The organism is Paraburkholderia suaedae, assembly GCF_040812055.1.
GTDB lineage: Bacteria > Pseudomonadota > Gammaproteobacteria > Burkholderiales > Burkholderiaceae > Paraburkholderia.
Window position 1 is genome coordinate 212,641 of the sequence record NZ_JBFOAH010000002.1, and the last position, 26,568, is coordinate 239,208.

General features: G+C 64.9%; 25 protein-coding genes. 12 read left to right on the forward strand and 13 right to left on the reverse strand.

Annotated features, from left to right (window positions below; all coding sequences use genetic code 11):
- Positions 1 to 17: 17 nt before the first annotated feature.
- Complete coding sequence (locus ABQJ48_RS04360; protein ID WP_473094096.1) at positions 18 to 1,202, reverse strand: PQQ-dependent sugar dehydrogenase; 1,185 nt, start codon at positions 1,200 to 1,202, stop codon at positions 18 to 20.
- A 172-nt stretch (positions 1,203 to 1,374) separates the two neighbouring features.
- Between ABQJ48_RS04360 and rpsP the strand changes: the two genes are divergently transcribed.
- The 6 genes from rpsP to ABQJ48_RS04390 all read left to right on the forward strand — a co-directional run bounded on the left by rpsP (position 1,375) and on the right by ABQJ48_RS04390 (position 5,713).
- Entirely contained in the window at positions 1,375 to 1,629 is a 255-nt protein-coding gene (rpsP, locus tag ABQJ48_RS04365) for a 30S ribosomal protein S16 (protein ID WP_367836218.1), read from the forward strand.
- Positions 1,630 to 1,776: 147 nt separating this feature from the next.
- Positions 1,777 to 2,514, forward strand: coding sequence for a ribosome maturation factor RimM (gene rimM, locus ABQJ48_RS04370; RefSeq protein ID WP_367836219.1), 738 nt, complete (start codon positions 1,777 to 1,779; stop codon positions 2,512 to 2,514).
- 25 nt (positions 2,515 to 2,539) lie between these two features.
- Entirely contained in the window at positions 2,540 to 3,307 is a 768-nt protein-coding gene (gene trmD / locus ABQJ48_RS04375; protein ID WP_473094097.1) for a tRNA (guanosine(37)-N1)-methyltransferase TrmD, read from the forward strand.
- 153 nt (positions 3,308 to 3,460) lie between these two features.
- Positions 3,461 to 3,847 (forward strand): 50S ribosomal protein L19, encoded by a 387-nt coding sequence (gene rplS / locus ABQJ48_RS04380; protein WP_367836222.1) that lies wholly within the window; start codon positions 3,461 to 3,463, stop codon positions 3,845 to 3,847.
- A gap of 93 nt (positions 3,848 to 3,940) precedes the next feature.
- The gene (locus ABQJ48_RS04385) at positions 3,941 to 4,660 is read left to right on the forward strand and encodes a CoA pyrophosphatase (protein WP_367836224.1); all 720 of its coding nucleotides are present in this window, start codon (positions 3,941 to 3,943) and stop codon (positions 4,658 to 4,660) included.
- A gap of 114 nt (positions 4,661 to 4,774) precedes the next feature.
- Positions 4,775 to 5,713: a CobD/CbiB family protein gene (locus tag ABQJ48_RS04390; protein ID WP_367836225.1), complete on the forward strand. Its 939-nt coding sequence runs from the start codon at positions 4,775 to 4,777 to the stop codon at positions 5,711 to 5,713.
- A 48-nt stretch (positions 5,714 to 5,761) separates the two neighbouring features.
- Here the strand turns inward: ABQJ48_RS04390 and ABQJ48_RS04395 are convergent, their stop codons facing one another.
- From ABQJ48_RS04395 to ABQJ48_RS04405, 3 genes are read right to left on the reverse strand one after another with little or no spacing between them, the layout of a single operon-like run.
- On the reverse strand, positions 5,762 to 6,082 hold the full coding sequence (locus ABQJ48_RS04395) for a putative signal transducing protein (protein ID WP_367836226.1): 321 nt from the start codon (positions 6,080 to 6,082) through the stop codon (positions 5,762 to 5,764).
- Between the two features lies 1 nt (position 6,083).
- Positions 6,084 to 7,037, reverse strand: coding sequence for a ribosome small subunit-dependent GTPase A (gene rsgA / locus ABQJ48_RS04400; protein WP_367836227.1), 954 nt, complete (start codon positions 7,035 to 7,037; stop codon positions 6,084 to 6,086).
- A complete protein-coding gene (locus ABQJ48_RS04405) occupies positions 7,034 to 8,293 on the reverse strand; it encodes a M48 family metallopeptidase (protein WP_367836228.1) in 1,260 nt (419 codons plus the stop codon). Before ABQJ48_RS04405 ends, rsgA begins: the two co-directional genes overlap by 4 nt.
- 200 nt (positions 8,294 to 8,493) lie before the next feature.
- On the opposite strand from ABQJ48_RS04405, the gene orn reads away from it, so the two are divergent.
- On the forward strand, positions 8,494 to 9,105 hold the full coding sequence (gene orn, locus ABQJ48_RS04410; protein WP_367836230.1) for an oligoribonuclease: 612 nt from the start codon (positions 8,494 to 8,496) through the stop codon (positions 9,103 to 9,105).
- A 3-nt stretch (positions 9,106 to 9,108) separates the two neighbouring features.
- Here the strand turns inward: orn and mog are convergent, their stop codons facing one another.
- Complete coding sequence (mog, locus tag ABQJ48_RS04415; RefSeq protein ID WP_367836232.1) at positions 9,109 to 9,762, reverse strand: molybdopterin adenylyltransferase; 654 nt, start codon at positions 9,760 to 9,762, stop codon at positions 9,109 to 9,111.
- Positions 9,743 to 10,351, reverse strand: a complete 609-nt coding sequence (yjgA, locus tag ABQJ48_RS04420; RefSeq protein ID WP_367836524.1) for a ribosome biogenesis factor YjgA — start codon at positions 10,349 to 10,351, stop codon at positions 9,743 to 9,745. The genes mog and yjgA overlap by 20 nt, the downstream gene beginning before the upstream one ends.
- 349 nt (positions 10,352 to 10,700) lie before the next feature.
- Here yjgA and pmbA point away from each other — a divergent pair, with 349 nt between their 5' ends.
- A complete protein-coding gene (gene pmbA / locus ABQJ48_RS04425) occupies positions 10,701 to 12,071 on the forward strand; it encodes a metalloprotease PmbA (protein ID WP_367836233.1) in 1,371 nt (456 codons plus the stop codon).
- Between the two features lie 140 nt (positions 12,072 to 12,211).
- On the opposite strand, the gene ABQJ48_RS04430 is transcribed toward pmbA, so the two are convergent.
- Positions 12,212 to 12,727: a dihydrofolate reductase gene (locus ABQJ48_RS04430; protein WP_367836526.1), complete on the reverse strand. Its 516-nt coding sequence runs from the start codon at positions 12,725 to 12,727 to the stop codon at positions 12,212 to 12,214.
- Positions 12,728 to 12,990: 263 nt separating this feature from the next.
- Entirely contained in the window at positions 12,991 to 13,410 is a 420-nt protein-coding gene (locus tag ABQJ48_RS04435) for a hypothetical protein (protein WP_367836234.1), read from the reverse strand.
- A gap of 531 nt (positions 13,411 to 13,941) precedes the next feature.
- On the opposite strand from ABQJ48_RS04435, the gene ABQJ48_RS04440 reads away from it, so the two are divergent.
- Both ABQJ48_RS04440 and ABQJ48_RS04445 read left to right on the forward strand, forming a co-directional pair.
- Positions 13,942 to 15,336 carry a sigma-54 dependent transcriptional regulator gene (locus ABQJ48_RS04440; protein ID WP_367836236.1) on the forward strand — a complete coding sequence of 465 codons (1,395 nt, stop codon included), beginning with the start codon at positions 13,942 to 13,944 and terminating at the stop codon, positions 15,334 to 15,336.
- A gap of 330 nt (positions 15,337 to 15,666) precedes the next feature.
- A complete protein-coding gene (locus tag ABQJ48_RS04445) occupies positions 15,667 to 16,638 on the forward strand; it encodes a thymidylate synthase (protein WP_367836238.1) in 972 nt (323 codons plus the stop codon).
- 128 nt (positions 16,639 to 16,766) lie between these two features.
- On the opposite strand, the gene ABQJ48_RS04450 is transcribed toward ABQJ48_RS04445, so the two are convergent.
- Positions 16,767 to 19,415, reverse strand: a complete 2,649-nt coding sequence (locus tag ABQJ48_RS04450) for a DUF6600 domain-containing protein (RefSeq protein WP_367836239.1) — start codon at positions 19,413 to 19,415, stop codon at positions 16,767 to 16,769.
- A 192-nt stretch (positions 19,416 to 19,607) separates the two neighbouring features.
- Complete coding sequence (locus ABQJ48_RS04455) at positions 19,608 to 20,321, reverse strand: ArsR/SmtB family transcription factor (protein WP_367836240.1); 714 nt, start codon at positions 20,319 to 20,321, stop codon at positions 19,608 to 19,610.
- 231 nt (positions 20,322 to 20,552) lie between these two features.
- On the opposite strand from ABQJ48_RS04455, the gene ABQJ48_RS04460 reads away from it, so the two are divergent.
- Complete coding sequence (locus ABQJ48_RS04460) at positions 20,553 to 20,696, forward strand: hypothetical protein (protein WP_367836241.1); 144 nt, start codon at positions 20,553 to 20,555, stop codon at positions 20,694 to 20,696.
- 180 nt (positions 20,697 to 20,876) lie between these two features.
- On the forward strand, positions 20,877 to 21,383 hold the full coding sequence (locus ABQJ48_RS04465) for an acyl-CoA thioesterase (RefSeq protein WP_367836243.1): 507 nt from the start codon (positions 20,877 to 20,879) through the stop codon (positions 21,381 to 21,383).
- 166 nt (positions 21,384 to 21,549) lie between these two features.
- Here ABQJ48_RS04465 and fumC read toward each other — a convergent pair whose 3' ends face one another.
- The 3 genes from fumC to ABQJ48_RS04480 all read right to left on the reverse strand — a co-directional run bounded on the left by fumC (position 21,550) and on the right by ABQJ48_RS04480 (position 26,285).
- Entirely contained in the window at positions 21,550 to 22,950 is a 1,401-nt protein-coding gene (gene fumC, locus ABQJ48_RS04470) for a class II fumarate hydratase (protein WP_367836244.1), read from the reverse strand.
- 15 nt (positions 22,951 to 22,965) lie between these two features.
- On the reverse strand, positions 22,966 to 24,576 hold the full coding sequence (locus ABQJ48_RS04475; RefSeq protein ID WP_473094098.1) for a phospholipase D family protein: 1,611 nt from the start codon (positions 24,574 to 24,576) through the stop codon (positions 22,966 to 22,968).
- Between the two features lie 296 nt (positions 24,577 to 24,872).
- Complete coding sequence (locus tag ABQJ48_RS04480) at positions 24,873 to 26,285, reverse strand: MATE family efflux transporter (protein ID WP_367836530.1); 1,413 nt, start codon at positions 26,283 to 26,285, stop codon at positions 24,873 to 24,875.
- Between the last annotated feature and the right edge of the window lie 283 nt (positions 26,286 to 26,568).

Below are 26,568 nucleotides of genomic sequence, written 5' to 3' on the forward strand. Positions count from 1 at the left end.
GCACGCACCTGTGAATGTCATGGCGCTGAATACGTCACGCGATAGATGGCGCCAGCGTAGTCGTCGCTGATCAGCAGGGAGCCGTCGGGCAGCGGCAGCACGTCGGCGGGGCGTCCCCAGACGGTTTCGCCCGGCTGCAGCCAGCCTTCGGCAAACACTTGCTGGCGCGCGTGGTTGCCGTCCGGGTCGGTAATCACCCGCACCACGCGGTAGCCGACTTTGGTGCTGCGATTCCACGACCCATGCTCGGCAAGGAAAACGTTGTTCCGGTATTCCGGCGGAAACATCGAGCCGGTATAAAACCGCATGCCGAGCGCGGCGACATGCGCACCCAGCTGCACGACCGGCGGCGTGAATGAGCTGCACGGATGGTCCTTGCCGAATTGCGGGTCGGGCGTGTCGCCGCCGTGACAATAGGGAAAGCCGAAGTCCATCCCGGCGTGCGGCGCGCGGTTGAGCTTGTCGCTCGGCACATTGTCGCCCATCACGTCGCGACCGTTGTCGGTGAACCACAGTTCGTGCGTCGTCGGATGCCATGCAAATCCCACCGTGTTGCGCACGCCGCGCGCCACGACTTCGCGGTGGTTGCCGTCGGGGTCCATCCGGCCAATCATCGCGAAGCGGTCGCGGTCTTTCAGGCAGACGTTGCAGGGTGCGCCTTGCGGTACATAGAGCTTGCCGTCAGGGCCGAAGGCGATGAACTTCCAGCCGTGTTGCGTTTCGCTGGGCAGCGTGTCGATGACCACTGCGGGTTTGGGCGGATCGTTCAGATGCGTGTCGATCGCGTGGAAGCGTAGAATCTTCGATACCGCGGACACATATAAAGCGCCGTCGCGCCATGCCACACCGGCTGGGGATTCCAGACCCGAAGCAATGACGTGACGGCGCGTCGCGCGCCCGTTTTGCAGTTCCAGCGCATAGACGTGTCCGTCGATGCTGCCTACATAAAGAATATCGTTCGGCGAGAGCGTCATTTCCCGTGCGCTCGGCACTGCGTCCGACAAAACCTCGATGTGAAAGCCGGTCGGCAGCTTGATGCGCTCGATTGGGAGCGCGGCAACCGCCGACAGCGCCTCGCCGGCCAGCAACACGGCCGCAGCAAAGTGCAGTGCACAGCGGCGCAAGCTGCGCGCGAAGCGGGTAAGCCACGTAGATGGGAGAAGAAAAGCGGGCAAAAAAGCAGTCGGCGGCGGCAGTTTCACGGGCGCTCCATCAGGTGAATGCGGAGTTCTAGTGGGGTGCTGAGCCCTTTTGCGGCCGGCCGGCGAGGGCAGGTGGCTCAGTTTGTCCGGGTAAGTGTTTGTTATGGCGTCGGTTTCCCGCTATAATCGCGTGTTTCAGTCGTTCCGAACCCCGGTTTTCAAGGATTCTAGTATGGTCATCATCCGCTTGGCTCGTGGCGGCTCCAAGAAGCGCCCGTTCTATAACATCGTCGCAACCGATTCCCGTAGCCGCCGTGACGGCCGCTTCATCGAGCGCGTTGGTTTCTACAATCCGGTCGCGACGAAGGGTGAATCCCTGCGCATCGCTCAAGATCGCCTGACGTACTGGCAAGGTGTTGGCGCGCAACTGTCGCCGACCGTCGAGCGTCTCGTGAAGGAAGCGCGGAAGGCGCAGCCGGCTGCTTAATGGTAGCTCGCATGCGTATCGTCGCCGGTACGGCCGGCGGCTCGCGCAGCTTGCGTGAGCAGTCCGATGCGCTAGTCGTTTCACCGAAGCAGGTTTTACGGAAGCAAACGTCGAAGCCGGCAGCGAGGTTTTCTCCGAGGTTTTCTCATGTCCGAGCGTGACTCCCGCAGTTCAGGGCGCGTGCAGGCAAAAGCGGCAGCTTCGCGCGCGAAGGCGTCTGGTCAGGCGCCGTTTGGTGCATTCGTGCGCAAGCCGGTCCAGGGGGCAGAAGGCGGGGCGCAAGCCCAGGTCGTAGAGACTACTCGTTCCACTGCAGCAGAAATGCGCGTGGAAACGCTGGAAAGCTGGCCGGCGGATGCGGTGGAGGTCGGTGCAATCGTCGACGCTTACGGCCTCAAAGGCTGGGTCAAGGTGGCCGCGCATGCGGATGCCGGACATGGCGGCGACGCTTTGCTGAGCGCCAAGCGCTGGTGGCTGCTAAAAGGCCAGGAGCGCAAGTCCGCGCCGTCATTGCAGGCAAAAATGCATAGCGACAGTGTGGTTGCCCAGCTGGGCGGCGTCACTGACCGCGACACGGCCCTCGCACTGCGCGGCTCGCGCATCTACATCAGCCGCGGCGAATTTCCGGTCCTCGAAGCCGACGAATTCTACTGGGTCGACCTGCTCGGCCTGGACGTGGTGAACGTGGCCGGAGTCCATCTCGGCAAGGTCGCAGACTTGATCGACAACGGTGCGCATTCGGTGTTGCGCATCGAATATCCGGCTACGGACAAAAACGGCAAGCCGGTCGCGGGCGAGCGTTTGATCCCGTTCGTCGGCGTTTTTGTCAAAACGGTGGACCAGGCGGCGAAGCAGATCATCGTCGACTGGGAAGCCGATTACTGAAATCATTCGCTGAATGGAGAGAGCGATGCAGTTCGATGTCGTGACGCTCTTTCCAGAAATGTTCCGCGCGCTGACCGACTGGGGTATCACCAGCCGGGCCGCGAAGCAGCAGCGATATACGTTGCGTACGTGGAATCCGCGCGATTTCACCACCGACAACTACCGCACGATCGACGACCGCCCTTACGGCGGCGGACCCGGCATGGTGATGCTGGCAAAGCCACTGGAAGATGCGATCGGCGCGGCGAAAGCGGCGCAGGCGGAGCAGGGCATCGGCGCGTCGCGGGTCGTCATGATGTCGCCGCAGGGCGCTACGCTGAATCACGAACGGGTCATGCACTTCACCGCCGAGCCCGGTCTGATCCTGTTGTGCGGGCGCTATGAAGCGATCGATCAGCGCTTGCTCGATCGTGTCGTCGACGAAGAGGTCAGCCTCGGCGACTTCGTGCTGTCGGGTGGTGAATTGCCTGCGATGGCGTTGATGGATGCAGTCGTGCGCCAACTGCCCGGCGTGCTGAACGACTCGCAGTCGGCGGTGCAGGACAGCTTTGTCGACGTGCTGCTCGATTGTCCGCATTACACGCGTCCCGAGGAATACAACGGCGTGCGGGTGCCCGATGTGCTGCTCGGCGGCCATCACGCGGAAATCGAAACATGGCGTCGGCGCGAAGCGCTGCGCAACACGTTGAAGAAGCGGCCGGATCTGATCGTGAAGGCCAGAAAAAACAAGATGTTGAGCCGTGCCGACGAGGCATGGCTCGCGAGTCTCGCGAAGGAAGAATCGAAGGCTTAAGGCCGTCGCTCTTTCGAGCGGACACCAGGCGGCGCCGTACATGCGTGTTAGGCGCCAGATGTGAACCCATCCTCTATCGGGGCCGTAGCCAAGCGCAGCAAAGTGAGCGCGAGGCAGGTACGAACGCCGACAAGATGGATCCAGGAGTCAGTAATGAATCTGATTGCAAAACTTGAGCAGGAAGAAATCGCGCGCGCCCTCGGCGAGAAGACCATCCCCGACTTCGCTCCGGGCGACACGGTGATCGTCAGCGTGAACGTGGTCGAAGGTACGCGTAAGCGTGTTCAGGCTTACGAAGGCGTCGTGATCGCCAAGCGTAACCGTGGCCTGAATTCGTCGTTCATCGTCCGTAAGATTTCCTCGGGCGAAGGCGTCGAGCGTACGTTCCAGACGTACTCGCCGCTGCTGGCGAGCATCGTCGTGAAGCGTCGCGGCGACGTGCGTCGTGCGAAGCTGTACTACTTGCGCGAACGTTCGGGCAAGTCGGCCCGGATCAAGGAAAAGCTGGTCTCGAAAGACCGCGCTGCTTCCCAGGCGTAAATGCTGTAAGAAAAAGCACCCCTCGCGGGTGCTTTTTTGTTTGCCAGGTCAAAATAGCGCTACGTCCCGTATCCGCTTATTAGAGAGACCCGTTTGACCCGCCCCATCTTTGAGCCTGAAACACTCCCGGTCGAAGCAACTGGCGCCCATCTACCGCCGGTGGCCGGCGAGCGCCTCACACCTGATGGCCTGCGCGCACGTTTCGAGCAGCGCCTTGCCTGGACGACGGAACCTGTCGTCGAACCACAATGGCGCAAGACCTCGGGCGATCCGCGCGTTGCGGCAGTGCTGGTGCCGCTGGTGGTCCGCGAGCCCGGACTGACCGTGCTGCTCACGCAGCGCGCCGATCATCTGAACGATCATGCCGGCCAGGTGAGTTTTCCCGGCGGCCGCCACGAACCCTTCGATGCCGACGCCATCGCCACCGCGCTGCGCGAAGCACAGGAAGAGGTCGGCCTCGCGCCGTCGCGCGTGGAAATTCTGGGTGCGTTGCCCGATTACCTGACTGGCACCGGCTTTTGCGTGACGCCGGTGATCGGTCTCGTGCATCCGCCATTCGCATTGAAGATGGATCGGCTGGAAGTGGCCGAAGTGTTCGAAGTGCCGCTTGCTTTTTTGATGGACCCGGCGAATCACGAGGAGCGCGTGTTCCGTTTCGAGGGCGGCGAGCGCCGCTTTTTCGCGATGCCGTATCCGCGCAGTCAGTCGGCGGGAGCTCATGGGCAGGGCGTCAGCGAAGTCGGCGGGCACCATTTCATCTGGGGCGCCACGGCGGCGATGCTGCGCAACCTGTATCGCTTCCTCGCGGCATAAAGCGCGCTAGGCCCTGCGGGCGCGCGCTCTTTGTCAATGTCTGCGCTCAGACCAATCCGACCCTGTGCTATCGTTGTAAAACAATCCTAAAACTTAAAAAGCACGGCGTATCGCATGACTTTTTTCTCCGTATTGCTGGCTCTGATCATTGAACAGGTACGCGCGCTGTCACCGAACAACCCGGTGTCCGCGTTGCTTCAATACCATGCGGAGTCGGCGGCGCACGGATTCGACGCCGGCAAGGCCAAGCACGGGCTGCTCGCATGGCTCGTGGTGGTGGTGCCCTGGACGCTGGCGGTCGCGCTCGTCTACTACGTGCTGTATCACATTCACTTTGCGCTGGCATTCTTGTGGAACGTCGCGGTGCTGTACTTCACGCTCGGCTTTCGCCAGTTCAGCCACTATTTCACGGATATCCACCTCGCGTTGAATAACGACGATGTGCCGCGCGCGCGCGAAATTCTGTATGAATGGACCGGGCTCGATACCGTCGATATGCCCGTCAGCGAGATCGTCCGTCATACACTGATTCACGCGGTGGTCGCTTCGCATCGCCACGTCTTCGGTGTGTTCTTCTGGTTTTTGATTCCCGTTGGGCCGGCGGGCGCGGTGCTTTACCGAATCGCCGAATACCTCGCGCGCGCATGGGCGCGTCCCGCAGATGACCGCACTGCCGCGTTTTCCAGCTTCGCGCAGCGCGCGTTCTTCGTGATCGACTGGGTGCCGGCGCGGTTGACGTCGATGGGCTTTGCCATCGTCGGCAATTTCGAAGACGCGATTTATGCCTGGCGCAATCATGCGCGGCAGTGGCCCGATACGAACGACGGCGTGCTGCTGGCCGCCGGAAGCGGCGCACTGGGCGCGCGTCTGAGCGGCCCGCTTGCCGAACCGTCGAGCCTCGACGCGCTCGTCACCGGCGACGGTGGCCCGATGCAGGTTGGCGACGACTGCACGCCGCGCACGCTGCAATCGGCGGTGGGTCTGGTGTGGCGCGCGGTGGTGCTGTGGATGATTCTGCTGTTGATGCTGACCATTGCGGTGTGGCTGGCTTGAGAGGAGCCCGGTAGCCGACCCAAGCCTTGCGCATCCGTGCCGCCTGCCTCACCCATCCAACGGATCGCGCGCGGTGCCACATTGCCAGCACACCGTGAATTGCGCTTCGAGCGTCTCTCCGCACTGACGGCATCGCCAGTCGGGCGAGCCCGCCACCGGTCCGTGCGCAGCCGCATCGATCAAGCGCCGGGCCATCGCCTCGTCGCGTTCATCGGCGAGCCATAGCTCGGGCGCGCACTGATCCGCCGGAATGTCGCCCAGGGCGCCGTTCAGATAGCGGTTGTGCAGCTCGCAGCGAATTCCCGCGGTCTCCAGCACATTGACCCAATGCTGTCCGGTGATCAGGTTCGGCGCGCGCATCAGTTTCATGTCAGCGCACGATCTGGCTGGCTTCGTGTACGAGCTGCGCGTACAGCGCGTGCCGTTCGCGGCGAATGCGGCCATCGGCGACTGCTTCGAGAATCGCGCAACCCGGCTCGTGCAAGTGATGGCAGTTGTAGAAGCGGCAGTTCGCTAACAGCGGCCGGAACTCGACAAACGCGCGTTCGAGCCGGCCTTCGGTCAGATGATGCAGGCCGAATTCCTGGAAGCCGGGCGAGTCGATCAGCGCGCCGCCGGCGCCGCTGCCCTCGACGTTCGGCAATGGATAGAGCCGCGTAAAAGTGGTGGTATGACGCCCGCTATTGAGCGCGGTCGAGATCTCGCGCGTGGCGACCTCGGCGTCCGGAATCAGCAGGTTCACGAGCGTCGACTTGCCCATTCCTGACTGTCCCAGCAGCAGCGTCGAATGACTGTGCAAATGTTCGCTCAAAACCTGACGAGCGGCCTCGGGCTGCATTTTGATCGACACCTCGACCACGGTATAGCCCAACGCGCGATACGGCTCGAGCCTTCTGCGGGCGCCCTCGAGCGCAGCGGTCATGTCGATCTTGTTCAGCACGATCAACGGCTTGAGTTCGTTCGCTTGCGCGGCGACCAGCGCGCGGCCGAGCAGATCTTCGCTGAAATGCGGTTGGGTGGCGAGCACGATCAACAGTTGATCGAGGTTGGCGGCGAACAGTTTGGACTTGTACTGATCCGAGCGATACAGCAGATTGCGCCGCTCGCCAATCTCGACGATCACGCCCTGGTCGGCGGAAGTCGGCTCGTAAATCACGCGATCTCCGACCGCCACCTCGCTGCGCTTGCCGCGCGGGAAGCACTGGAGCATCGGGCCGCCGTCTTCGGGCGCCACGAGATAGTGGCGGCCATGCGCGGCCACCACGAGGCCGCCGATGCGCGGGCTGGACGGCGCGCGCGGCGCTTTCGGGGAGCGGCCGCTCATGCGTGCCGCAGCAGACGGTCGATCCGCTGCGACGCCGGCGGATGCGAGTAATAGAACGCGGTGTAAAGCGGATCGGGCGTCAGCGTCGACGCGTTGTCCTCGTAAAGCTTGACCAGCGCGTTGACGAGGTCTTGCGCATCGGTCTGCGTCGCGGCAAAGGCGTCGGCTTCGAACTCGTGCTTGCGCGAGCTGAGGCTGCCGAGCGGCGTGACGAAGAACAGGAACACCGGCACCGCGAGGAAGAACAGCACGAGCGCGAGGCCCTCGTTGCCACCCAGCAGCGACGGCCGCACGCCCAGTCCCTCGTAGAACCACACGCACTGCGACAGCCAGCCGAGCAGCGCCAGCATCGCGAGGCTGATCGCAAACGTGACGAGCATCCGCTTGATCACATGACGGCGCTTGAAGTGCCCGAGCTCATGCGCGAGCACGGCCTCGATTTCGCTGCCCGACAGGCGCGCGATCAGCGTGTCGAAGAACACGATCCGCTTGGCCGCGCCGAAGCCGGTGAAGTACGCATTGCCATGCGCCGAACGGCGGCTGCCGTCCATCACGAACAGGCCCTTGGCCGCGAACCCGCAGCGTTGCATCAGCGCTTCGATACGGCTTTTCAGCGCTTCGTCCTTGAGCGGTTCGAACTTGTTGAAGAGCGGTGCGATGAACGACGGATACAGCACCAGCACGAGCATCTGGAACACCACCCAGACGATCCACGTCCACAGCCACCACAGGTCGCCCGCCTGTTTCATCAGCCACAGCACGACGAACAGCAGCGGCAGGCCGAACGCGGCCCCGAGCAGCGTGCCCTTGATGCGATCCAGCCAGAAGATGCGCCTCGACATCCGGTTGAAACCGAAGCGCTGTTCGATCACGAACTGCCGGTAATAATCGAACGGCAGGTCGATCACACCAGTGATCGCGATCACCGCTACGATCAGCGCGATCTGCCCGACGTAACCGCGGCCGAGCCAGTCGGAGATCGCCAGGTCGAGCGCCTGGACGCCGCCGAGCAGCGTGAGACCGATCAGCAGCGCCGCGCCGACGAGGATCTCGATCATCGTGAGGCGGGTGCGCTCGATGGTGTAGTCGGCGGCGCGTTGATGCGCGGTCAGTGCAATGGTGCCGGCGAACTGGCTCGGCACCTGTTCGCGATGGGCGGCGACGAAGCGGATTTGCCGCGACGCGAGCCAGAGTTTGGTGCCGACCATCGCCACGACGGCGACGGCGAACAGAACGGTGAAGTACAGGCTGAGCATCCGGGGATTCCGTGGTATCTATGCGAGAATTATAGGGTTCTTCCCGCCTCGCGGCGGGGTGACGTGGGCAAAGCCGCCGCTATCGGTCCAGAGCGACTCGAGCGGCTCGCGCCCATCCGCTCAAACCGATCTCAAACGAACAACCGCCGCGGCAGCGCGCTTGCACGGAAGCCGTCTGCCAGGCCATCAGGGCTGCCTTCATGACCGACATCCTCGCATTCACCGAACGTCCGCCGCTTCAGCGCAGCGACATGAATCTCGTCTGGCTGGACATGGAGATGACCGGGCTCGAACCCGACTCCGACCGGATCATCGAAATCGCGGTGGTGGTGACGAATTCGACGCTCGACAGGATGGTCGAAGGTCCGGTGCTGGCCATTCACCAGAGCGACGACACCCTCGGCAAGATGGATCAGTGGAACCAGAACACCCATGGGCGTTCCGGGCTCATCGACCGCGTGAAGGCGTCGACTGTCAGCGAGGCCGATGCCACCGGGCTGATTCGCGATTTCCTCGCGCAGTACGTGCCGCCCGGCAAGTCGCCGATGTGCGGCAACTCGATCTGCCAGGATCGCCGCTTCATGGCGCGCTGGATGCCGGATCTCGAGCGCTTCTTCCATTACCGCAATCTCGACGTCAGCACGCTCAAGGAACTGTGCCGCCGCTGGCAGCCGGCCATCTACAAAGGTTTCCAGAAGCGCGCAATGCACACCGCGCTGGCCGACATCCACGAATCGATCGACGAACTGAAGTACTACCGCGAGCACTTCCTGATTCCGTCGGCGCCGTACGCATCCGCCGACGCCGAGTAAGCGCTAGGCAGGCCGCGGCGCGCGCACTGCGTTCTTCGGCCGGAACGCCTTCACTACGTCGGCGTTCGTTTCCACATACGGGCCGCCGATCAGGTCGATGCAGTAAGGCACCGCCGCGAAAATGCCGGGCACCTTCAGCGTGCCGGGCGTGCCGCCTGCGTCCGTATCGTGCAGGCCTTCCAGCGTTTCCCTGATCGACTTCGGCTGACCCGGCAAATTGATGATCAGCGCCGCGTGATCCGCGGTTTCGCGGATCACCGCAACCTGGCGCGACAGGATCGCGGTCGGCACGAAGTTCAGGCTGATATGCCGCATCTGCTCGCCGAAACCGGGCATCTCCTTGGTCGCGACCGCGAGCGTTGCCTCGGGCGTCACGTCACGGCGCGACGGACCGGTGCCGCCAGTGGTCAGCACCAGATCGCAGCCGGCCTGATCGACCAGTTCGACGAGCGTCGCAGAGATGGTTGGCGCGTCGTCCTGAATCAGCCGCGTGAGCACCTGCCACGGCGAGCTCAATGCCGCACCCAGCCATTCCTGCAAGGCCGGAATGCCTTTGTCCTCGTACACGCCGCTCGACGCACGGTCGCTGATCGACACGAGGCCGATCACGATCTCGTCCGGGTGCCGGCGAATGGCCTTACTCGTCGCGCTCGTCATCGTCGTCTTCCGGGGCTTCGTCGTCGGAATCGTTCTGCGCGGATGGGCCGTCCGCGTTCTTGATCCACTGGAAAAGCTCGCGGAAATAGCGCGGCGGCCTGCTTTGCTGCGCTTCCTGACGAGCGTTGCGGATCAGCGTACGGCCCTCCTGCGGATCGGCATTGGGGTGCTGGCGGATGAACTCGGTCAGCGCCGCGTCGTCGGCGAGCAGCTTCTCGCGAGTGCGCTCGATCCAGTGGAGCCTGGCCGTCTCCGCCTTGTTGACGCCGTTGTATGTGTCGAGCGCGGTGCGCAGCGCGGCGGTTTCCTCGTCGAGCAGCGAGCGCATGACGCGGCCGACATATTGCACCTGGCGGCGCTTGCCTTCGTGGTCGGTAATGCGGCGCGCATCGCGTACGGCGTCGTCGAGCTTTTCTGGCATCGGCATGCGCTTGAGCGCGTCCTTGGGCAGCGCGATCAGCGCCGCGCCCAGCTCCTGCAGCTCGTGCATGTCGCGCTTGAGCTGGGACTTGCTGGGACGGTCGTAGCCGTTTTCGTCGACTTCCGGCGCGGCGGATTCGATGGGTTGAATGCGGGTTTTGCGTGTCATGCCAGTATTGTAGCTTGCCGCGCCGGGCGCGCCCGCGCGGGCGTCGCGCCGCACGTATCGCGCGTGGCGAACGGGTGTATTGCGAGGCGCGGCGCGAGGGACGTACGCGGGCGATCAGCACATCACCCGTGGACAAGCGGCGCAGCAATGCACAACAAATACATCGGCAAAAACGCGGCACACACCGCGACTCGCAGCCACACACGCAAGCCTTCGCGATTGCCAGGTACGGCGACGCGTACCTTGCTATGATCGCGGGATGCGTAAACGACCCCGCCCGTGCTCAAGCACGAACGCGGCAAGTGCGAACACCCACGGCCGCTCGGCCCCGAACAGGACGGCAACGACAATGGCAGCAGACATGGACGTCAAGCAGCGCTTTTTTCCGCATACCCAGGATGAACTGAAGGAAATCGCCTCGGACATCCTTCGTCACGCAAAGTCGCTCGGCGGCACCGACGCCGCTACGGAAATCTCCGAGGGCGACGGCCTGTCCGTGTCCGTGCGGCGCGGCGAAGTGGAGACGATCGAACACAATCGCGACAAGATGGTCGGCGTGACGGTCTTCATCGGCAACAAGCGCGGCAATGCGAGCACCTCCGACTTCTCGTCACAAGCTTTGAAGGACACGGTCGCGGCGGCCTACAACATCGCACGCTTCACCGCGGAAGACGACTGCGCCGGCCTTGCCGAAGCCGAGCTGCTCGAAACTGCGCCGCGCGACCTCGATCTCTATCACCCGTGGAATATGTCCGCCGACGAAGCGGTCGAGATCGCCCGCCGCGCGGAAGATGCCGCGTTCGCGACCGACCCGCAGATCAAGAACTCGGAAGGCGCGAGCGTGTCGGCGCAGCACTCGCAATTCATGCTGGCCACTTCGCGAGGCTTTCTCGCGGGCTATCCGTACTCGCGCCACTACATCGCGTGCGCGCCGATCGCCGGCAGTGGCCGCAACATGCAGCGCGACGACTGGTACACGTCGACCCGCAGCGCGTCCGACCTGGCCGACCCCGAAGCAGTGGGCCGCTACGCAGCGCAACGCGCGCTCGCGCGCATCGGCGCGCGCGGTCTGGACACACGCAGGGTGCCGGTGCTGTTCGAAGCGCCGCTCGCCGCCGGACTGCTCGGCGCGTTCGTGCAAGCCACGAGCGGCGGCGCGCTGTATCGCAAGACCTCGTTTCTCGTCGACAGTCTCGGCAAGCCGGTGTTCGCGCCGCATGTGCAGATCGTCGAAGATCCACACGTGGTCCGCGCAATGGGCAGCGCGCCGTTCGACGAAGAAGGCGTGCGCACCCGGCAGCGTTCGGTGGTAAAGGACGGTGTGGTGGAAGGCTACTTCCTGTCCACCTATTCCGCGCGCAAGCTCGGCATGCAGACCACCGGCAACGCGGGCGGCTCGCATAATCTGTCGTTTCGCAGCTCGAACACGCGCCCGGAAGACGACTTCGAAGCGATGCTGAAGAAACTCGGCACCGGCTTGCTGCTGACCGAACTGATGGGACAGGGCGTGAACTACGTGACGGGCGATTACTCGCGCGGCGCGTCGGGCTTCTGGGTCGAGAACGGCAAGATCCAGTATCCGGTCGAGGAGATCACCGTGGCGAGCACGCTGCAGGAGATGTTCCGCCGTATCGTCGCGATCGGCGCGGACACAATCACGCGCGGCACGAAGCAGACCGGCTCGGTGCTGATCGAACGGATGACGATTGCGGGGCAGTAGGCGCCTTCACCGCGTTCCGGCGGTCCAATTAAAGGCGCCACGCGATGTCTGAACTGTGCACCCCACATCGTCCGACGCGTGCCCAACTGCTGGGTGCATTTCAAATCTGCGTGGCGTTCGCGTTTATTGCGCGTGACCCGTTAAGCGTTGCGTGGTTCCGCACCCTTGCGCTTGTACGTGACGAACGCATAGTCGAAGTCATTGGGCGCATGCGCACGATGCGTCTCGTGCGCGACTTCTTCCCACTCGTTGTCATCGAGCTCGGGAAACGTGGCATCGCCGTCGAAGTCCGCGGAAATCTCCGTGACGATCAGCTTGTCCGCGAGGCGGAGGCCTTCCTCGTACAGCTGCGCGCCACCGATCAGAAACGCCTCCGGTGCCTGGTCCTGGCCGGCGAGGCGCAGCGCATCCGCGAGGGTCGTGGCGGCGTCGCAGCCCTGAAAGCGGCGCGCCGCGTCCCGCGTCACCACGATGTTGCGGCGTCCCGGCAAGGGCCGGCCGATCGATTCATGCGTCTTGCGGCCCATGATGATGGGCGCGCCCATCGTGGTGCGTTTGAAGAACGCGAGGTCTTCGGGCAGCCGCCAGGGCAACTGGTTGTCGCGGCCGATCACGCCGTTGTTGGCGCGAGCGACGATCAGGGTGAGCGTCGTCATCGAATGGAAAGGGGAACGTAACTGCACCGATTCTACCTGACGTGCCGGCGACGATCGCCAAGGGCGTCCTGGTTCGCGCGCCGGCAGCGTTATTCGCGCGCGGCGAAACGAGGTTCTTCGTCAGTGTTGCCGATACTGCCCAATCGATGATCTGCTGCGCGAGCGCGGTGCGGGCAAAGCATGCGCCGAACAGAAGGTCGACGCTTGCGAGAGCCGCAGGTAGCCCGTGACGAACGAGGGCTCGGTGGGACGCCGCGGGCCAGCTATGGGCGCGCGGCCTGAACCGGCATCGGCAACGGCAAGGGCGAGGGCGGGGCGATCTCATCCCACAACGTGACCCGACCGCTGCGTCCGCGCATTGACTGTGGCGTCACCGGCACCATCAACCGGCCGACCGTCTCACCGCATTGGCGCGAGTCCACGCGCTCATCCAGTGAAAAATCGTTCACGAATGCATCGGCGCGCGCGAGCAAGCTGGGTCTGCTGAGCTCGCGAGCCGGTATGTCCGACATGGCTGCGGCGTCGCCTTCGAGGCCGGCTTTGGCGTGATCCGCCACCATGGCGGATTGGGCCCGGGCGGCCAGAGCGCGGACCGCTCGTTGCAGCGCGGTCAGGGCGGGCGCGGGGCGGCGGGCGGCCAATGCCGCAGCCCCGCTGGAGTCGATTGGGGAAGCAAGTCGCATGATGAGTCTCCTCGGTGTAGGCATCTAGCGAAACTTGTGCCATTGCTCTCAATCGGTTGACGCAGAAGGACGCGACGTAAATTTCGGCGAGTGCGATTCGAAAAAAAGCGCAGAAACGTTCCAGTCCTGAAACGGCAAGAAGAAAATACCTGTGGCTCATTAATCCGGCGAGTACAAACTACCTTGGCGTGAGCGCGACGAAAAGCGCTTCCATTATCGACTTATTCGTCGGCTGAATAAATGGTTATGGGCCAGCGGCCCTTGCTGGCTAAGGCGGCTGTGATTAAATTTGTATAATTGTTTTCCGGGCGGCGGACGTATAGTAAGCTCTCGAAAAGAGCCTTAGCCTTAAAAGGCCGCCACAGGCCCGTTTCAAACACACACGCCGCTTTGTTGGGGATCAGCTGTCCGCACGGAATGGAATGGCCGTTCGGGTTTGCTATTCGCGAATCCCGAATGGGCCAGCGTGTCTGAATTGCAGCTCAGGTGCGTGCGTTATCCTAAACGTTCGTTGACGAGAGGATCTGAATAATGGAACCCGCCACGCGGCAACTGATTTACGTTTCACGCGACCCGAGCGCGGACTTGAATACACGATTTCATCAGCGCGGCTGGCACGTCGAAGTCGTGGGCTCGGCGCGCGACGTGCGCCGAGCCGTTCGCGCCGGAGCGGCCGCAGGCGGCCTGCTCGATCTTTCCAGCGATTTCCAGCCGCACGAGATTGCGGCTTTCGAGTCATGCCTGACCATGCCGAATGTCGGCTGGGTGGCAGCCACGATGGCCGGCCAGTTGCGCGACGCGGCGTTGCGTCGGCTCGTGCGCGACTATTGTTTCGACTATGTGACGGTGCCGTATTCGGGCGACCGCATCGTCGATTCCGTCGGGCACGCGTACGGCATGATCTCGCTGGGCGAGCCGGCTTCAAACGATGGCTCGCAAGGCGCCGAAGGCGAAATGGTCGGCTCGTGTGACGCGATGCTCGCGCTGTTCCGTTCTATCCGCAAGGTGGCGATGACCGACGCGCCGGTGTTTATCTCGGGCGAATCGGGCACCGGCAAGGAACTGACGGCAGTCGCAATCCACGAGCGTTCGGCGCGGCGCAATGCGCCTTTCGTGCCGATCAACTGCGGCGCGATCCCGCCGCATCTGCTGCAATCGGAACTGTTCGGGTATGAGCGGGGCGCGTTCACCGGTGCCAATCAGCGCAAGATCGGCCGGGTGGAAGCAGCCAACGGCGGCACGTTGTTTCTCGACGAAATCGGCGATCTGCCGCTCGAGAGCCAGGCGAGCCTGTTGCGTTTTTTGCAGGAGCGCAAGGTCGAGCGCCTCGGCGGTCACGGCGCGATCGACGTGGACGTGCGGATCATTTCTGCAACGCACGTCGACATGACGGCCGCGATGATCGAAGGACGCTTTCGTTCCGACCTGTATCACCGGCTGTGCGTGCTGCAGATCGACGAGCCGCCGCTGCGCGCGCGCGGCAAGGACATTGAGTTGCTTGCGCGCCACATGCTGGAACGTTTCAAGAAGGACGCTAGCCGCCGCTTGCGCGGCTTTGCGCCCGATGCGATCGCGGCGTTGCACAACTACGGCTGGCCGGGCAATGTGCGCGAGCTCATCAACCGCGTGCGGCGCGCCATCGTCATGTCCGAGGGCCGCGCCATCACGGCGCGTGATCTGGAACTCGCCGAGTATGTCGAGATCGTACCCGTGTCCCTTGCGCAGGCGCGCGAGGCGGCCGAGCGTCAAGCGATCGAACTGGCGCTCTTGCGCCATCGCGGGCGGCTCGGCGACGCGGCGCAGGAACTCGGTATCTCTCGCGTGACCTTGTATCGGCTGTTGTGCTCGCATGGGATGCGGCATATGGAAAACGAGCCGTTGTCGACGCCGCATGGCGGTTTGCCGGCATCGGTACCGCATCTTTGAGTGCGCTGCCGGTGCCCGATGAGGCGCCTGCCGCCGGCGCTTGCCGGACTCCTCGTTAGCTCTTCGAGACGGGTCCGTGCTGCGGATGCCCACGCCGTGTGGGCGCTCGCTTACGCTTGACACGAGTCTCTGCTGCACGGCCGCTGTCGCCACGCTTGGCCGTCTGTCAGTCACGATGCCGCCCCGGTTCGGGGCGGCTTTCCCACCGATAGCCTCTTCGCAACTGACCCGACCGGACGTCGGCCGGCTGCGCTTGCTAAAATCGCGATTTCCGCTCAATCCCCGTGGCGCGCATCGAGAGTCTGTGTGTGCTGCGTCGAAGGAACCCGCATGAAACAATACCTGGACCTCGTTCGCACGATTCTCGATACCGGCACCTGGCAGGAGAACCGCACCGGCATCCGCACCATCAGCATGCCGGGCGCGATGTTGCGCTTCGATCTCCAGCAGGGCTTTCCCGCTGTCACGACAAAAAAGCTCGCGTTCAAATCGGCCGTGGGCGAACTGGTCGGATTCCTGCGCGCGTCGCGCAGTGCCGCGGATTTCCGCGACCTCGGCTGCAAAGTGTGGGACGCGAACGCCAATCAGAATCCGCAATGGCTGGCCAATCCGTACCGACAGGGCCCCGACGATCTCGGCGACGTGTACGGCGTGCAGTGGCGTCAGTGGCCGGCGTACAAGGTGCTCGACGCCGACGCGAGCGCGCAGCTTGCCGACGCCAGCGCGCGCGGCTTCCGGGTGGTGACCGGATTCGAAGAGCAGGGCCGCCCCAAAGTGCTGCTCTACAAGGCCATCGATCAGTTGCGCCAGTGCCTGGATACGATCATGCAGAACCCCGCCGACCGGCGCATTCTGTTCCATGCCTGGAACCCGGCGTTGCTGGACCAGATCGCGCTGCCGGCTTGCCATCTGCTGTATCAGTTTCTGCCGAACGTCGCGCGCCGCGAAATCTCGCTGTGTCTCTACATACGCAGCAACGACGTCGGGCTCGGCACGCCGTTCAACCTGACCGAAGGGGCGGCATTGCTGCATCTGGTTGGACGCCTGACGGGCTACACGCCGCGCTGGTTCACGTATTTCATCGGCGATGCGCACATCTACGAGAACCAGCTCGGCATGTTGCAGCAGCAGCTCACGCGGGAGCCTTATGAGAGCCCGACTCTGGCGATTTCGGATCGGGTGCCGGAGTACGCTAAAACTGGCGTCTATGAACCCGAGTGGCTCGAGAAGATCGAGCCGACGGATTTCACGCTGGTCGGTTATCGGCACCACGAGCCGTTGACCGCACCTATGGCGATTTGACTGGCGCGTCGGCGGCCGGCTTCGGTCGTCCAATGGAAAACCGCGGTGCGAGTCGCGGTTTTTTTTGCGGTGCGTTTAGCGTGCAGCGTCAGGTGCGGCGAGCGGGAGGACCTGACGGGCGGCCGCGCTCAACCTTTATGACGTTCGTCGCGGTTGCCACTGCCAGAATGTTGCTCGGCGTGTTGCTGCTGCGGTTGCGCACGCGGCTGTTGCACCGGCTGCGGCCGCGGTTCGGGGCGCGGTTGCTGGATCGGCTGCGGCCGGGGTTCGGGGCGCGGCTGCTGGATCGGCTGTGGCCGGGGTTCGGGGCGCGGCTGCTGGATCGGCTGCGGACGCGGTTCGGGGCGCGGTTGCTGGATCGGCTGTAGCCGGGGTTCGGGGCGCGGTTGCTGGATCGGCTGCGTCCGCGGTTCCAGTCGCGGTTGCGGGATCTGCGCAGCATTTGGTTCGGGTCGGAACTGCGGCACCTGCTGCACCTGCTGCGGCCGCGACTCAGGACGAGGCGGCGGCTGCTGCATCTGCATCTGCTGCGGATGTCCGTCCGGACGTGCCATCTGCATCGGCTGCGGATGAAACTCCTGACGCGGCTCGCGAACCTGCGCTTCAGCCTGCCGCTGCGGCTGAAACGCCTGGCCACGCGCCTGCGGCTGCGGCGCCGGGCTTTCCACCGGACGCGGCACTGCCTGATGTTGCAGCAGCGCATTTGCCTGCCCGCTCGGGCCAGGCTGCTGGGCGAAACCCGGTCGTCCCGACTGCGCTATCGGAGCGCCACGCTGCTGCGCCATCGGCGTATGCGGCTGCGTCCACACCGGCTCGTGGCCGCCGCCGGCACCGGGCTGCCGAGCCGCTTGCTCGGGCATTCCCATCCCACGCTGTTGCGCATTTGCCTCCACATTGCCGCCACCCGCCTGTGGCGGCCGCGGCACACGGTTGGTCGGAGGCGCTATTGCGCCGGGCTGCTGCGGGCGCTGCTGGTTGACCATCTGCGACGGCATTCCCGGTCGACCTTGGGGCTCCCGTGGATGCGGCACGCGCGCGGCGCCGGCAACTTCGCCGGGCCGCAGCCCCGTCGGTTGCGCACCGTTGGGCGCGCCCTGGATCGGCGCACCGGCCGCCATGCCCGGCGGCCGCCCAGCGATATGCGACTGCACGACCCGCACGTTCGGCGTCGGCAGCGCGCCTGGTGCGCCCGCCACCCGCGCGGGCACCGACGTCCGCACGACCGGCTCGCCGCCGCCCGGCACCCGTCCCCCCGTCTGTGCGAAACGCTGTGCGAGGTTGTCGTGATAAGCGGCCGGCGTGGCGGGACTGCGCGTGGCCACGACCGGACGCGCGATCACGCCCGCAGGCGGCCGATAGTTCGCATTACGAAGACCCGGGCCGAAGCTTTCCCGCACCGGCGCGATGCCCAGCCCGCCCGGGTTGAACCGGGCGTTATGCCATTGGCGCGGATCGACCTTTTGTGCGAAGCGTGCGACCGGCTGTCCATGCACGAACGCCGTCGCCGGCACCGCGGTCAGGGCGCCGTGCGCGCGATAGTTGACGTACGTGTTATGGATGTTGACGTTGCGCTCATGCTGGTTCCGGTTGACGCGCTCGTAGTAGCGCTCACTCCAGCGATCGCGGCCGCGCCAATGCGGATGCCACGGCTCGCCGGGGCCGAGCGGGAACCATACGACGCCGGCCGCCACGATGCCGCCGACCGCCAGATTCACGCCCCAATCGGGCGCGCCAACGCCTTCGTCGTCGCCGACGAAGGCGACGAGAGCCGGCGCATAGACGGGCGGCGCGTCGTCTGCCATGGGTCCCGGGACCCACGCCCAGGTGTCGTCCAACTGCACCCAGCGGCCGTAGTGATACGGCGCGAAGCCCCATGGCTGGTCGTCGACCCAGGTCCAGCCCCAGGGGGCCTGCCAGATCCAATGGCCGTCATGGTAGGGCGCCCAGTCGGCGGGCGCGGCGCGCGGCACCCATACCTCGCCGTATTGCGGGCTGGTGCGCCACGTGCCGTTGGCGTCGAGATCCTGATAGCCGGGTACGTCGCGCGACACGTACTGTGCCGACACCGAGCGGTCCTCCGCGGCATCGCGGCTGACGGCCCATTGATCGAGGCTGTCGAGGCCGGGTACCTGGCTGTCGGCGAGTCGTTGCAGATTGGTGCCGCCGAAGCGGATCTGTCGGCCCGCCGCGACCGGCACCTGGCCGCTTTCGCCGTATGCGGTCGCGCTGCCGCTGCGCACGGTGACAGTGGTGCTGCTGCCGTCCGGCGCGACATCGACACGGTAGTCGCCGGGTCCGTTCACGCCGAGCGCGACGTTCGGCGTGTCCATCTCGTATGAGGTGCCCGGCGGCAATTCGCGCACGCGAGTCGACAAGGTGCCCTGCGCGACTTTGAGCTGGACGATGTTGTCATCCAGGTTGAGCACGTCGAGACTGGTGGACGGCCCGAGCCGCACCGCTGTCGAGCCAATGTGCAGTTCGGAGCGCGCGTCCTGGTCGTTCCAAAGCTGGTCGCCGGTGGTGAGCGGGCGGTTGATCTGCGCGTAGGACCAGTCGGGGGCGCCGGCGGGCTCCGTGGTCACGGTGCCGGCGGTGTAGTTGAGCCGGGCGATGCGCCCCGGCGGATCGAGGTTCGGGCTGGTCGCGGCGCTATCAGGCGTGGCCGGCATGTCCTGCGCCAACGTCGCTTGCGCGCCACCCAGCAGGACGGCTGCGGCGATCAAAGTGCAGCCGGCCAAGCGGCGCGTCGCAAGGCTGCGGGCGGTGACGGTACTCATGACTTATCTCCAGCGGATGCAGCGCTGTGCTCGGTCCGTAAGTCACTCTACCCGCGGCGTTTGTTTCAAGGCCCCCAGTTTTGTAAGGCCTTCGCATCGGCGTGTAACAAAAAATCTCGCGTCGGGCCAGCTGCCGTTTTTGACCCGCTGAATACCCAGTCTTGCTGGCCGAGGCCAGCCTCGGCACACCACTCAAGCGGTCAGAAACGCCTCGAAATGACGGCGGCCCGCCGGCGTGACGCGCAAGACGCGCGGCCGCGCGGCCCGTTCGACCCAGCCGTGCGCCGACCACGCATCGAGCAACGCCGCGCCGAGCGCGCCGCCAAGATGCGGACGCCGCTCGCTCCAGTCGGGACACGTGCAGGCAAAGCGGCGGCGGCGGCTTTTTTCCGCGGACAGGTCGATGCCCCATTCGGCGAAGCGCGCGGCGCCGTCGACGGTCGTCTCGACCGTAGTGCCGTCCAGGGTCAGCAGACCGCGGTCGACCAGCCGCTCGAACACCTGCACCGACAACTCGCCCGCCATGTGGTCATAACAGGTGCGGGCGTAGCGCATGTCGAGCGGCACGGTGCGCGCCGGACGCGGTGTCGCGCGCTGCGGCGCGCTGACCTGCGCGACGTTGGCGAGCGCTTCGATCGACGCGGCAATGTCGGCGGATGCAATCCGGAAGTAGCGGTGCCGGCCGCGCGCTTCGAGCGCGAGCAGGCCGCCGTCGGTGAGGCGCGCCAGATGCGCGCTGGCGGCCGACGGCGAAAGTCCGGCGATCATCGTCAGTTCGCCGGCGGGGCGGGCGCTGCCGTCCATCAGCGCCCACAGCATCGCGGCGCGGCCGGGATCGGCGAGCAGCGCGCCGATCCGGCTGAGCCCTGGGAAATGGTTCGGTTCGTCGGTGAAGGTGGCAGGCATCGGCGTCTCCGGGGCGGCGCGTAAAGCGCCATAGGGTCCACTGTAACGGGCTGAGCGATTCGATGTTTCAGCGTCGCGTGAACAATCGGATGCTGCGGCCAGGAAGTTCGGGGGGCGCGGCAGCGTGAGGCAAGCGTCGGCCTGACTGCCGCGCGGCGCCAGCCGGGGTCGCGGCCTCGCGACGGGCCGCCAGGCTAGAATTGAAGCCTGTCTTCGCAGGAACACGGTGTCATGAAAACTTTTCTTGCCGTCCTCGCCACGGCGCTGCTGTTCTCCGCGTGCGCGCAAGGCGGCGCCGGGGCCGGATCCAGCGCGGGCACCGGCAGCATCGACATGTACGGGACCATCGACGAAGGAATCACCTTTCACAAGTAAGCGCACGGTCCGCGCGAGTGCGGCATGGCCCACGCGGAAGCTTCATCGAAAGCTGGTCGGCGAAAGCACTCGCCCGCGGGTCATAACGGAGCGCTGCAAGCCGCCCGAAGCTGTCGCGCCTTCAATTTTGCGCTCGGTATAATCGCCTCCTTTCGATCCATCCGATTGACCGGAGTCAAGATGAGCACCCCTCCCGTAGCGCCGCTGGACCGTTCGGAAACCACTTTCCGCTTTCTTGCCGAGCCGAGCTCGGTCAATTTCGGCGGCAAGGTGCACGGCGGTGCGCTGATGAAGTGGATCGACGAGACCGCTTATGCGTGTTCGGCGGTTTGGTCGGGACGCTATTGCGTGACGGTCAGCGTGGGCAATATCCGCTTTCGCCGGCCGATCCTGGTCGGCAACCTGGTCGAGTTGCGCGCGCGGATCGTGGCGACGGGCCGCACCAGCATGCACATTCACGTATCGGTGCACGCGGGCGATCCGAAGGGCGGAGAGCTGTTGCAAACCACCGATTGCCTCGTCGTGATGGTTGCCGTCAACGAGAACGGCCATCCGGTGCCGGTGCCTGCTTTCGTGCCGCAGACCGATGAGCAGAACCGCCTCGCCAGGTATGCGATGGACGTGAAGGAAGCGCTCGACGCTATCGTCGAACTGAAGCCGGACGAAGTGGCGCAGGGCAAAATTTAAGCGGCGTGCCCGGGGGCCGTTAGGAGCCCAAACAAGAAGCCGCAAGGGCTGCGCGAACCGTAGCGTTCGCGCAGCCGATGGCTAACAACAGCGGTTGTAGCGAGCGCCCGGCACGGCGCGTCAGAAATCGGGCCGTTGCGCTAGCAGCGCGACGACTCACCCATGATCATCCCGCCGAATTCCCAACCATATTTTCCGGCCGTACCCATTCGTCGAACTGCTGTTCGGTGACGAAGCCGAGCGCGAGTGCCGACGCCTTGAGCGTGGTGCCTTCCTTATGGGCCTTCTTCGCGATCTGCGCGGCCTTGTCGTAGCCGATGTGCGGATTGAGCGCCGTCACCAGCATCAACGATTCGTTCAGCAAAGTATCGATGCGTTCGCGATTGGGCTCGATGCCCACCGCGCAGTTGTCGTTGAAACTGCGCGCGCCGTCGGCGAGCAGCCGAACCGATTGCAGCACGTTGTGCGCGATCATCGGCCGGAACACGTTCAACTCGAAGTTGCCGCTCGCGCCGCCGATATTCACCGCGACGTCGTTGCCGAACACCTGCGAGCACAGCATCGTCAGCGCTTCGGACTGGGTCGGGTTGACCTTGCCCGGCATGATGGAGCTGCCTGGCTCATTCTCCGGAATCGACAGTTCGCCCAGGCCGCAACGCGGGCCGCTTGCAAGCCAGCGAATGTCGTTGGCGATCTTGTTCAGGCTCGCCGCGACCGTCTTCAACGCGCCGTGCGCGAACACCAGCGCATCGGCCGCGGCCATCACCTCGAATTTGTTGGGCGCCGACACGAACGGCAGGCCAGTCAGCTTGCCGATGGCGGCCGCGACCTTGTCCGCGAACTGCGGATGCGCATTCAGACCCGTGCCGACCGCAGTGCCGCCTTGCGCGAGTTCGTACAGATGCGGCAGCGCCGATTCGACATGACGAATGCCGTGCTCGAGCTGCGCGACGTAGCCCGAAAACTCCTGCCCGAGCGTAAGCGGCGTGGCATCCTGCAAGTGCGTGCGGCCAATCTTCACGATGTCGGCAAACGCTCTCGCCTTGCCGTCGAGCGTGTCGCGCAGGGTCGCGAGCGCCGGCAACAAATGCTTCACGATCGCGTAGGCGGCGGCCACGTGCATCGCGGTCGGGAACACATCGTTGGACGACTGGCCGCGATTCACGTCGTCGTTCGGATGGACCTTGCGCGCTTCGCCGCGCTCGCCGCCGAGCAGCTCGCTCGCGCGATTCGCGATCACCTCGTTCAGGTTCATGTTGGTCTGCGTGCCGGAGCCGGTCTGCCAGACGGCGAGCGGAAACTCCTGCGGATGCTTGCCGTCGATGATCTCGTCGGCGGCCTGCATGATCGCGCGGGCCTTGTTTTCGTCGAGCACGCCCAGGCCCTGGTTGACCTCGGCGGCGGCGCGCTTGATGACGGCCAGCGCGGTGATCAGCTCGGGCGACTGTTTCTCGGTCGAAATACGGAAGTTCTGCAGCGAGCGCTGCGTTTGCGCGCCCCATAGACGCGCGTTCGGCACGGCGATTTCACCGAACGTGTCACGCTCCATTCGTACGTCTTCGGTCATGTTTCGCTCCGCTTCTCAAAGTTCTGCGTTGACTGGCAATAAGGAGAATAGTCCCGTTAGCAGGTTCCGGTATAACCCTGCTTGTGGATCGAAAATGTAGGTGCGGGGCACGCCGTCCTCCACGTCGCGCCACACGAGCGGCGAGAGCGGCGCGCCGATCGAGCGCAGATAGGCGAGCTGGCCGTCGTCGGCGAGCGTGATGCGATAGCTTTGCTCGGGCGACGTGCCGTGCTCGAAGATTCGCGCGACCTGGTCCGCGAGTTCGGGGCTGTGGATGACCAGCGCGAGTTCGGTGTTCAGATTGGCCGAGCGCGGGTCGAGGTTCATCGAGCCGATCACGAGGATCTGGTGGTCGATCACATAGGTTTTCGCATGCAGGCTCGCGCGCGAACGCGAGCCTGCGATCCCCACGGGCGGCGTTTCCTGGTGCGGCTTGAACTCGTACAGCTCGACGCCTTCTCGCAGCAGCGGCACCCGATACGGACTGTAGCCCGCCTGCACCGCAACCGCGTCGGTCGCGGCGAGCGAGTTGGTCAGCACGGCGATGCGCACGCCTCGCCTCGTCAGCTCGCCGGCCGCTTTCACACCGGCATCGTGCGGGACGAAGTACGGCGACACGATCAGAAAGTCGTGGCGCGCGTCATGCATCAATTCGCGCAGTCGCTGCAACGGTGGACTGACGTAGTCCGGCGACGGATGCTCGATCTTCTCGGGCCCGTCTGCCTTGAATTCCGCGGGCGCCCAGACGAGACCGAGTTGCTCGCTGGCGATCTGCGAGGCGAGCGGCGTCGCGTTCAGCGGTTTTGCGTTGTATGGCTCCGCGTTGGCGCGCCAATGAGCGCGCAAGTCCTCGCGCGTTTGGTCGAGTTCCCTCGCGTCGAACTTCTGTTTGTTCAGCACCCGCAGCGGGTATGCGAGGCTGCTGTTCCAGTAGTCGTCGAAACTGGCCGAGACGTCGGCGGTGATCGGACCGGCCGCCAGCACGTCGATGTCGCGGAACTGCAGTGTTTCGCTCGCGCTGAAATACTCGTCGCCGAGATTGCGGCCGCCGACGATCGCCAGCTGGTTGTCCGCGATCATCGCCTTGTTGTGCATGCGGCGCGCAAAGTGGCCGATCTGCGTGAACAGGTTGGCCGTGCGTTCGAACATGCCTTCCTGCGCGCTGCCGAACGGATTGAACACGCGGATCTCGATGTTGTCGTGCGAGTTCAGGCCCGCCATGATGCGGTCGATGTCCTTGAAGTTCAGGTCGTCGACCAGCATGCGCACCCGCACGCCGTGATCGGCTGCGTACAGCGCGGCGCCTAGCAGTAGCTTGCCGGTGGTGTCCTCGTTGGCAATGTAGTACTGCATGTCGAGGGTTTGAGTCGCCGCGCGCGCGAGCGCGATGCGCATCTGCAATGCATCTGTGCCGTTCGCCAGCACACGGAAACCCGACTGCCCCGGATGCGCCGCTTCGAGCGGCGCGAGCGCGGTGCGCAACGGGGTGCTCGCGCTGGCGGGCAGCGCATGCGTGACCGAACGGTCGAACGCGGTGGCGGGCGGCTTGCTCGCGCAGGCGCTCAGCAGTGCCGCCGCGCAGCACAGCAGGAAAACCTGTCTGGTCGTCCCCCAGGGGGACTTCATGTCAACTGTGCTGAATGCGCGCTTACGTTGCAGTGATTCTGGTTTTTGTTCGTGATGCCCCGGCACCATGTCATCCCCTTTTTGTTTGCAAGCTTTTCATGACGGCAACGCAGATGCCTGCTCACGCTGTCGAGAAAAACCATTCTAAGGGGAATCGTGATGTGCGGTTTTCGGGCTGCCGCGAGGGCCTGCTTTTCCTTTCCTGGACCGAGGCCGCAGTCGATGCAATGCGCTGATGTGAAGCGTTGCCACGAGCAACCGGCAACGCACGAGCCTAACCGGCAACCCGCCCTCGCTTACCCCGAACCAACAGGCGGCGTCACGGCTGCCGTTGGCACGCGCCGCAAGCTCAGCTTATGGAACCGCAGCGTCATCAGAAGCGCGACGCTTGCGAGGCCCGCCGCGAGACCCCACCACAAACCGCGCGCGCCGAGGCCAAAGTGAAACGCGAGCGTATAGCCGGTCGGAAAACCGATCACCCAATAACCGAACGCCGCCGCGATCATCGGCACGCGCGTGTCCTTCAGGCCGCGCAGGCAGCCCGAACCGACCGTCTGCATGCCGTCGACGATCTGGAAAATCGCCGCCACGCCCAGCAGCGAACTCGCCAGCGCGACGGTCGGCGCATTGGCCGGGTCGCCGAGATGCAGATAGAGGCCGACGATCCAGCGAGGCGCGGCGATCAGCACGAGCCCCGACAGCGTCATGAAGCCGACGCCCAGCGCGAGCGCGACGAAGCCCGCATGACGCGCGGCAAGCGGCTGACCTGCGCCGGCCCAGAAGCCGACCCGGACGTTGGCCGCCTGGCCGATCGCGAGCGGCACCATGAAGGCCACCGACGCGACGTTCAGCGCGATCTGATGCGCGGCCAGCTGCGACTCGCCGAGCAGGCCGACCATCAGGCCGGTGGCGAGAAACAGCGTCGACTCGACGCCATAGGTGATCGCCACCGGCCAGCCGATGCCGAACAGCTCGCCCATCAACGGCACATTGGGCCGCGTCGCGACGACGAAATGCCGAAAGCGCGGGCGCAGATGCAGCAGCGCCATCAGCACGAGCGCGGTTAGCCAGACGGTGATCGAGGTCGCGGCAGCCGAGCCCAGAAAGCCAAGCCGGGGCAGCCCATAAGCGCCGTGAATGAGCCCGTAGTTCAGGAACGCGTTCACGCCGACGCTTGCGATCGACACCCACAGCAGGCGTTTCGCCGCACCGATCGCCGGCAGGAACGAGCGCATCAGGCCGACGCCGATCAGGCTGGCGGGCGCGCCCCAGCGCAGTACCGCCGCATATTCGCCGACGTTGTGTGCGAGCAGCCCGGGCTCGCCGAAAGCGAGCAGGATCCGCGATGCAAACGACAGCAGGATGAACGCCGGCACCGACAGTAGCACCGCCATCACGAGGCCGCTCCAGTAGATATGCGGCACGCGGCCATCGTCCTGGGCGCCGCGCGCGTGCGACACGCTGACGCTGACAGAGGTCAGCACGCCTTGCAGCAGCGTCACCACGACGAAGAACAGGTTGGCGCCGAGCCCGCCGGCGGCGAGCGCATCGGGGCCGAGGGAGCCGAGCAGGATGGTGTCGGTGACGCTCATCGCCATTTGGGAGAGCTGGGCGATCGCGAGCGGCGCGGCGAGCCGGGCGGTGTCGGCCGCGTGGCGGGAGAAGGTTGGCGGCCGGGTGGCCACCCGGGTGAAGCCCGATTGGGTCATGAAGCGCTTGCGGCGGAAGGTGGCGGAAGTGGCGGCAGTGTCACGAGGCAGGCGTGCGGCGCGCGTTCCTCGCTTCATACGCTCGCGGCCGCGCGTCCAGGAGCCCAGATGGAAAGGGCGGGGCGTTCGCGAGTCGTTCTTGCTGGCCAATGGATTCCAACGGGTTCGTCTGTCAAAACCGACAGCTTATTGCGTCGTCCCGGCAATGTCGATCAGAGACGCACGATTTTGGTGCGCGCAGTGACGCGAATGTTCGGACTCACCGCGCTGCGGCCCCCCGGCG